The 7,778-nt window shown below is 48.3% G+C and carries 8 protein-coding genes and 1 pseudogene; all 9 read left to right on the top strand.

The genetic code is table 11. The features are described 5' to 3' along the window. A pseudogene (locus tag B3M51_RS01890) lies at positions 1-246 on the top strand (hypothetical protein); the annotation flags it as partial. Next, positions 246-1,538: a cobyrinate a,c-diamide synthase gene (locus B3M51_RS01885; RefSeq protein WP_292480447.1), complete on the top strand. Its 1,293-nt coding sequence runs from the start codon at positions 246-248 to the stop codon at positions 1,536-1,538. The pseudogene B3M51_RS01890 and the gene B3M51_RS01885, both read left to right, overlap by 1 nt. Further along, complete coding sequence (gene bluB / locus B3M51_RS01880; RefSeq protein WP_292480445.1) at positions 1,535-2,197, top strand: 5,6-dimethylbenzimidazole synthase; 663 nt, start codon at positions 1,535-1,537, stop codon at positions 2,195-2,197. Before B3M51_RS01885 ends, bluB begins: the two co-directional genes overlap by 4 nt. Then, on the top strand, positions 2,194-3,102 hold the full coding sequence (gene cbiB / locus B3M51_RS01875) for an adenosylcobinamide-phosphate synthase CbiB (RefSeq protein WP_292756449.1): 909 nt from the start codon (positions 2,194-2,196) through the stop codon (positions 3,100-3,102). The genes bluB and cbiB overlap by 4 nt, the downstream gene beginning before the upstream one ends. After that, on the top strand, positions 3,095-4,084 hold the full coding sequence (cobD, locus tag B3M51_RS01870) for a threonine-phosphate decarboxylase CobD (RefSeq protein WP_292756447.1): 990 nt from the start codon (positions 3,095-3,097) through the stop codon (positions 4,082-4,084). The genes cbiB and cobD overlap by 8 nt, the downstream gene beginning before the upstream one ends. Next, complete coding sequence (locus tag B3M51_RS01865; RefSeq protein WP_292756445.1) at positions 4,081-5,547, top strand: cobyric acid synthase; 1,467 nt, start codon at positions 4,081-4,083, stop codon at positions 5,545-5,547. Before cobD ends, B3M51_RS01865 begins: the two co-directional genes overlap by 4 nt. Continuing rightward, positions 5,540-6,058: a bifunctional adenosylcobinamide kinase/adenosylcobinamide-phosphate guanylyltransferase gene (gene cobU, locus B3M51_RS01860; RefSeq protein WP_292756443.1), complete on the top strand. Its 519-nt coding sequence runs from the start codon at positions 5,540-5,542 to the stop codon at positions 6,056-6,058. Before B3M51_RS01865 ends, cobU begins: the two co-directional genes overlap by 8 nt. Continuing rightward, positions 6,059-7,117, top strand: coding sequence for a nicotinate-nucleotide--dimethylbenzimidazole phosphoribosyltransferase (gene cobT / locus B3M51_RS01855; protein ID WP_292756441.1), 1,059 nt, complete (start codon positions 6,059-6,061; stop codon positions 7,115-7,117). Then, positions 7,117-7,778: adenosylcobinamide-GDP ribazoletransferase (locus B3M51_RS01850; RefSeq protein ID WP_292756439.1), on the top strand; the 662-nt coding region annotated here is incomplete at its 3' end. The genes cobT and B3M51_RS01850, both read left to right, overlap by 1 nt.

Below are 7,778 nucleotides of genomic sequence, written 5' to 3'. Positions count from 1 at the left end.
GCTCTGTTTACACTGGCGATGACGCTGGTGACGATTACCGCAGTTGCCGGCCTGTTCAGTGGCGGTGGTTTTTACTGGTTTTCAGGTCGTTATGTTGATCCAACCATGGCTGAGTATCTGACCCGGTTCGTCCAGTCCTATCCTGGCAACCTGAGTAAATTAAGCTTTTACATTGCTGCTGCCGCGGTAATTCATATCAGCTTCCGTTTTGCCAATTTGAGCCAGCGCAGTAATCAGCTACGTTAATGTCAAAGCAGCCGCAAACCTGCGCTGCGCTGATTATTGCTGCCCCCGCCTCAGGTCAAGGTAAAACAACTGTTACCGCGACCTTGGCGTGGCATTATCGACGTCAGGGTAAACAGGTCCGAATTTTCAAAGTGGGTCCAGACTTTCTGGACCCAATGATCTTGTCTTTTGCCTCCGGCCATCCGGTTTATCAAGTTGATTTATGGATGGTGGGTGAAACTCACTCCAGACTGTTGATTGCCGACGCCGCCAAACAGGCAGATATCATTCTGATTGAAGGAGTGATGGGCTTGTTTGATGGCGCTCCCTCCACAGCTGATCTGGCTGCCACTTTAGGAATTCCGGTGTTAGCGGTGATTGATGCCAGTGCCATGGCACAAACATTTGCTGCTTTAGCGTTCGGCTTAGCCAAATTTCGTCAGGATGTGACTGTGGCTGGCGTTCTGGCCAATCGAGTGGGCAGTGCCAGACATGCTGAAATGCTGACATCCGCTTTACCAGATGATCTACCCTGCCTTGCTACTATGCCACGTCAAACGGAAAGCCTGCCCAGCCGTTATCTGGGTTTGGTTCAGGCTGATGAACTCACTGATTTGAGTGAGCGTCTGGATAATCTGGCAGACAGCCTGCAGCTCAATCCCGAATTTGTTTTACCGCACATCAAACTAGACAACCAGCCTGTTGATGCTTTACCGCCTCTATTAAAAGATATTCGCATCGGCGTGGCTAAGGATTCAGCGTTTGCCTTTGTTTATCAGGCTAATCTGAATTGTTTAGCCGCTATGGGTGCTGAGCTGATATTTTTTTCACCGTTAACGGATACAACGCTGCCTGAGGTGGATAGCCTTTATCTGCCCGGTGGTTACCCTGAACTGCATCTGGAAACACTCAGCCAAAACATGTCGATGCGTCAGGCGATATGTGAACATATCAATACCAATAAACCAGTGCTGGCTGAATGTGGTGGCATGCTGTATTTGTGCCGTACCTTAACCGATAAGCATGGCCAACACGCTGAAATGTGTGGCGTGCTGGCAACTGATGCCAAATTACAAGCCAGACTGACAGCCTTGGCTTTGCAACAAGTCACTCTTGATAACAATACTTTACGTGGTCATACCTACCACCATTCCTTGTTGGAGAATCAGCCCGACGCCATCGTCTATGCTGAATGCCCGAACGGCAATAACGTCAGTGAAGCCGTGTTTCAGCAACAACGCCTGACCGCCAGCTATATCCATTTTTATTTTCCGTCAGCCCCTGAACTCATTGCCCGCTGGTTTATACCATGAATCTGGATAAATACCGTTTTAATGAGCAGGATCGTGAAGCGGTTTATCGCGCCATCGGTGAGCGTCGGGATATGCGCCATTTTATTGCTGATCCCATTGACCAGGATATTCTGCAGCGATTATTTGAAGCAGCCTGGCAGGCTCCCAGCGTAGGACTTATGCAGCCATGGCGGATGATTCGGATTACCGATACCGGCATTCGTAACGCTATACATCAAATCGTTGAAAACGAAAGAGTTTTGACTGCTAAAGCGTTGGGTGAACGTGAGTCGGAATTTCTGCAGCTGAAAGTCGAAGGCATTAAGGATTGCGCTGAAGTGTTGGTTATTTCTTTGATGGATAAACGGGAGTCACATATTTTTGGTCGGCGCACCCTGCCGGAAATGGATCTGGCATCGGTATCTTGTGCCATTCAGAATATGTGGCTGGCTGCCCGTGCCGAAGGATTGGGTATGGGCTGGGTCTCCTTATTTGATCCCCAAAAATTGGCCGATTTACTGGACATTCCTGAAGGTGCCTGCCCGGTGGCGATTCTGTGTCTGGGTCATGTCGATGCATTTTACCAACAGCCCATGCTGGAGCAGGAAAACTGGCGACAACGTCAGCCGCTGGATGAGCTTATCTTTGAAAACCGCTGGGAAAACAAAACCAAAACATGACCTTTATTATCATGCTCAGCGCTTTGATCATTGACTGGTTTGCCGGCGAACCGAAACGGTTGCATCCTCTGGTCGGTTTTGGCACTTTGGCGAATAAAATCGAAGCACGTTTTAATCATACCAATCAGCATCAATTACTTCAGTTTTCTGCCGGCATGCTGGCATTAATCATTTGTATTGTGCCAATTACGTTTATTAGTTATTTGATCTGCCAGATTCCTCTATGGGGAGGTGTGTTTTCCATTGTGTTATTAACGCTGTGCCTGGGTCATCGCAGTCTGTTTGATCATACGCGACCTATTCTGCTCGCCATGCAACAAGATGATCTCGAACATGCCAGAACGTTGACCAGCCGCATTGTCAGTCGCGATAAAGATCATATTGATGTGAATAAAGCGACCATTGAATCAGTGCTTGAAAATGGAAACGATGCGGTTTTTGGTACGCTTTTCTGGTTTGTTATCGGTGGTGCAGCCGGCGCGGTTGCCTACCGTCTGGTGAATACTCTGGATGCCATGTGGGGCTATCGAACTCCACGATTTTTCTATTTTGGCAAAACGGCAGCTCGGTTGGATGATTTATTAAATTTTGTGCCCGCCCGGCTGACTGCTTTAAGTTATGCCCTGCTTGGCACTACGCGAAAGGCATTCAGCTGCTGGCATCAGCAAGCACCATTATGGGACAGCCCAAATGCCGGTCCGGTAATGGCCAGTGGTGCGGGTGCTTTGGATATACAACTTGGTGGGGTCGCCTGTTATCACGGCGAATGGCATCAACGTCCCCTGCTCGGCACATCAAATATTGCGGAAGCAAACGATATTGGGCGTGCTCTAAAATTAGTGTCTAACAGTGTGCTGTTATGGCTTTCCGTTATAGGGATTATTACGGGGATCATTTATGCTTAATCACGGCGGTAGAATTCACGCTTATGCCAAACAATATGGTATCGGCCTAAAGGATTGGCTGGATTTATCTACTGGTATAAACCCAAACGGCTGGCCCGTTCCAGAACAGATCTCGACAGAGCTTTGGACAAGATTGCCTGAAAACGAAGATGATTTAATCGATCAGGCTAAAACGTATTATCAATGTGAACATATTCTGCCAGTTGCCGGATCGCAGGCTGCTATACAAATCTTACCGACCTTAAGAGCAGCTTGTCGCGTCGCTATCCTTTCGCCAGCTTACGAGGAACATCGCCATTGCTGGCAGCAAGCCGGTCATGAAGTGGTCGCGCTGGAAAGTTTTGAGCTGGATCAACAGATTGATATGTTTGATGTGGTGATTGTTATTCACCCGAATAATCCCAGCGGTGAAACGTTTGACAGACAACGTTTATTAAACTGGCAACAACGTTTGCAAATGCGTAATGGCTGGTTGGTCGTCGATGAAGCATTTATTGATATCACACCAGAACAAAGTCTGGCACCACTCCCCTGCCAACATGGATTAATCATTTTACGTTCGCTGGGAAAGTTTTTTGGTCTGGCCGGGGTAAGAGTCGGGTTTGTGATCACACACCCTGATTTGCTAAAGCATATCGCCGAAAAATCTGGCCCCTGGCCCATTGCCTCAGTTTCCAGATGGATTGCCTCGCAGGCATTAGCTGATAAAAACTGGCAGCAGCAATCGCGTCAGTATTTACCACAACACGCCCAACGATTGACTGAGCTGCTCGCTCAATATCAATTAGCACCCAACGGGGGTTGCGCCTTATTTCAATGGATTAAAACCGCTCATGCTGCCAGCATTCATCATCAACTGGCACAACAAGGTATTGTCTGTCGATTATTCGATCGACCGGCAGCTTTAAGGTTTGGCTTACCGGCTAATGAACAGCACTGGCTACGTCTGGAAACCGCATTGCAACAGGTCGTACAACCATGACAGCTAAGACTTTAATGGTTCAGGGTACTACCTCCGATGCTGGAAAAAGTACGCTGGTCACAGCGTTATGCCGCTGGCTGGTCAATCAGGATTATTCTGTCGCACCCTTTAAACCGCAGAATATGGCGCTAAACAGTGCTGTGACTGCCGATGGTGGAGAAATTGGTCGAGCTCAGGCCGTTCAGGCCCAAGCCTGCAACCTGCCGCCGCATATCGATATGAATCCGGTTTTACTAAAACCTAACAGTGATACCGGCGCTCAGGTCATTATTCATGGCAAAGCCATTGCCAATATGGATGCCCGCTTTTACCACGACTATAAACAAACCGCGATGGCTGCAGTATTGGAATCGCATGCCCGTTTGATTAAAAAATATGATGTCGTGGTAGTAGAAGGTGCCGGTTCACCGGCTGAAATTAATCTGCGCGATCGCGATATTGCCAATATGGGCTTTGCAGAAGCGGTAGATTGTCCGGTGATCCTGGTTGCTGATATCGATCGTGGCGGTGTATTCGCTCACTTGGTGGGTACATTGGAACTTCTGTCAGCTTCTGAGCAACAGCGCGTTAAAGGCTTTGTGATTAATCGTTTTCGCGGGGATATAAGCCTTCTGCAATCCGGTCTGGACTGGCTGGAACAACGCACTGGCAAGCCTGTACTGGGTGTTTTGCCCTATCTGCATGGCCTGCATCTGGAAGCCGAAGATGCGGTAAATATTACGCAGGTGGAAAAAGCCGAAAATGTGCTGAATGTTATTGTGCCGGTCATGCCTCGTATCAGTAACCATACCGATCTGGATCCATTACGCCTGCACCCAAACGTAAACTTACAATTTATTGGTCCGGATTCACCTATACCGCCAGCTGATTTGATCATTCTGCCGGGCAGCAAACATGTCAGTGCCGATCTGCGATGGCTGGAACAGCAAGGCTGGCCTGCAGCGATTCAAAAACATCTGCGCTACGGTGGCAAACTATTAGGGATTTGTGGTGGTTTTCAAATGCTGGGTCAGCAGATTGATGATCCAAAAGGTGTTGAAAGTTCGCCTGGCTCTTGCAAAAAAGGTCTAGGATTACTGGATATGCACACTACCCTGCATGCCGAGAAACAATTACGGCAAAATCAGGGACAATTGTTACTCAATAATTCTGCCATCAGTGGCTACGAAATTCATGCCGGTGTCAGTGAAGGCAAAGCGTTATTGCGTCCGCTGCTACAGTTATCGCATGGTCCGGATGGAGCGATTAGCGAAGATAATCAAATTATTGGCACTTATCTGCATGGTTTATTTGAACAGCAAACAAGCTCTGATGCCCTGCTGCATTGGGCTGGACTGAATAACGTCAGCAGTCCGGATTATCATGCTTTGCGTGAAGCGGATATTGAACGACTGGCAGAGATGATTGAACAGCATATGGATACCGAGGCATTACTGACAATTTTAAAGGCAGCAAATGGCTAAAACCCTGATCCTCGGCGGCGTAAAATCCGGTAAAAGCCGACTGGCCGAACAACGCGCTATCAAAAGTAAGTTAGCCGTCTGCTATGTGGCGACTGCTCGTGCTGATGACAGTGAAATGCAGCAGCGTATTGCATTGCATCAACAGCAACGCCCTGCTCATTGGACTACTATCGAAGTGCCACTCAATCTTGCCGCTGCATTGCAGCAACAGGACAATACAGATAAATGCATTTTGGTGGATTGTCTGACCTTATGGCTGACCAATTTGCTGCTCTCCGATGATGAGAATTTATTAACTAACGAAATCCAACGATTACTTGAAACTCTGCCAACTCTGCAGGCTGACATCATTCTGGTCAGTAATGAAACCAGCATGGGCATTGTGCCGATGGGTGAGTTGACCCGACGCTTTTGTGATGAAGCCGGCCGCCTGCATCAACAACTGGCTGCACTGATGGATAATGTCATCCTCACCGTGGCAGGTTTGCCGCATGCTTTGAAAGGAAACTGAATGATCGACTTCACCCAGTGGTTAACATTACCTGCCAGAACGCTTGACCAAAATGCTGGAGATGCCGCGTTAACCCGACAAAGTCAGCTGACCAAACCGGCGGGCTCATTAGGCCAACTCGAACAATTAGCGGTGAAACTGGCGGCACTGCAAGGCACAACTCCGCAAGCCGACCATGTACATATCACCGTTTATGCTGCTGATCATGGTGTGATGGCTGAAAACATTTCGGCCTATCCACAATCTGTTACCGCAGCGATGATTCGTAATTTCGCCAGTGGTGGCGCGGCTATTAGCGTTTTAGCAAAACATCTGGATGCCTCGCTGGACGTGATCAATGTTGGCACTGTCAGTGAACTGGAAGAGATTAAAGGTGTGCAGGATCAACGAATCGCCAATGGTACCGCTAATTTTCATCAGCAAGCGGCAATGAGTGAGTCAGAATGCCAACAAGCCATTCTGATTGGTCAACATAATGTCGAATGCTCATTACAGAACGGTACGCAGATTTATATTGCCGGTGATATGGGGATTGGCAACACTACATCAGCCAGTGCAATGGCCTGTGCGTTGTTGAATCTACCGGCCAGCCAATTGGCTGGTCCAGGTACTGGACTTAATGCTGAAGGCGTCTCGCATAAAGCACAAATTATCGCCGAAGCATTGTTATTACATAAAAACCATTTGGATTCTCCCTTAGCCATATTGCGCTATCTGGGTGGCTTTGAAATAGCGGCTATGGTGGGCAGTTATCTGCACTGCGCCAAATCCGGCCTGCCGGTGGTGGTTGATGGCTTTATCAGTAGCGTGGCCGCTTTATGTGCTGAACAAATCTGTCCGGGTAGCAGGCAGTGGTTCCTGTTCAGTCATCACAGCGCCGAACCGGGGCATAGCGCGGTGTTACAGGCGCTTGAGGCTCAGCCTTTAGTGAACTTCAATATGAGGTTAGGCGAAGCCAGTGGTGCAGCAATTGCTATTCCGCTATTGAGAATGGCCTGCGCCCTGCACAATCAAATGGCGACATTTGAAGAAGCGGCTATCGCCGGAGCCATCAACTAATGCGAGCTTTGTTAATCGCCCTGCAGTTTTTGACTATTCTACCGGTCAGATTGCAGGGTGAATTTTCTGAACAGGATATTGGCCGCTCACTGTTGTTTTATCCAGTTGTAGGCTTACTCATCGGTATCGTGTTAAGCCTGTTGGTCTGGGGTCTTAACGCTCAATCGCCAATGGTTTCTGCCATTTTGGTATTAACGCTGTGGGTAACCATCACCGGTGCATTACATCTGGATGGATTGGCTGACAGTGCTGATGCCTGGCTGGGTGGCATTGGCGATAAAGCTAAAACCCTTAGCATTATGAAAGACCCGGCAGCCGGCCCTATTGCAGTGGTGATGATCGTATTAGTGCTGCTGATTAAGTTTGTGATGCTGACTGTTTTACTCAGCCAACAGAACTGGTGGGCATTAATCTGGTCTGTGATACTGGCACGCACTGCTTTACCATTATTGTTTTTAACCACCGACTATGTGCGGCCCCATGGTTTGGGCAGTATTCTTAAACAACAGCAATCCGCGTTGCATACACGACGGTTGATGCTCATCATCGGTGTGTTGGCTTTACTCAGTATTGGTCTGTTTACCCTGTTGTTTGGCTTATTAGTTTTTCTGTTGTTACGCTACCTGATGGAGCGTCGGTTAAACGGGTTTACCGGTGATAC

Source organism: Methylophaga sp. UBA2689 (genome assembly GCA_002354555.1).
Taxonomy (GTDB): Bacteria; Pseudomonadota; Gammaproteobacteria; order Nitrosococcales; family Methylophagaceae; genus Methylophaga.
This window is presented reverse-complemented; position numbering and strand designations above follow the sequence as displayed.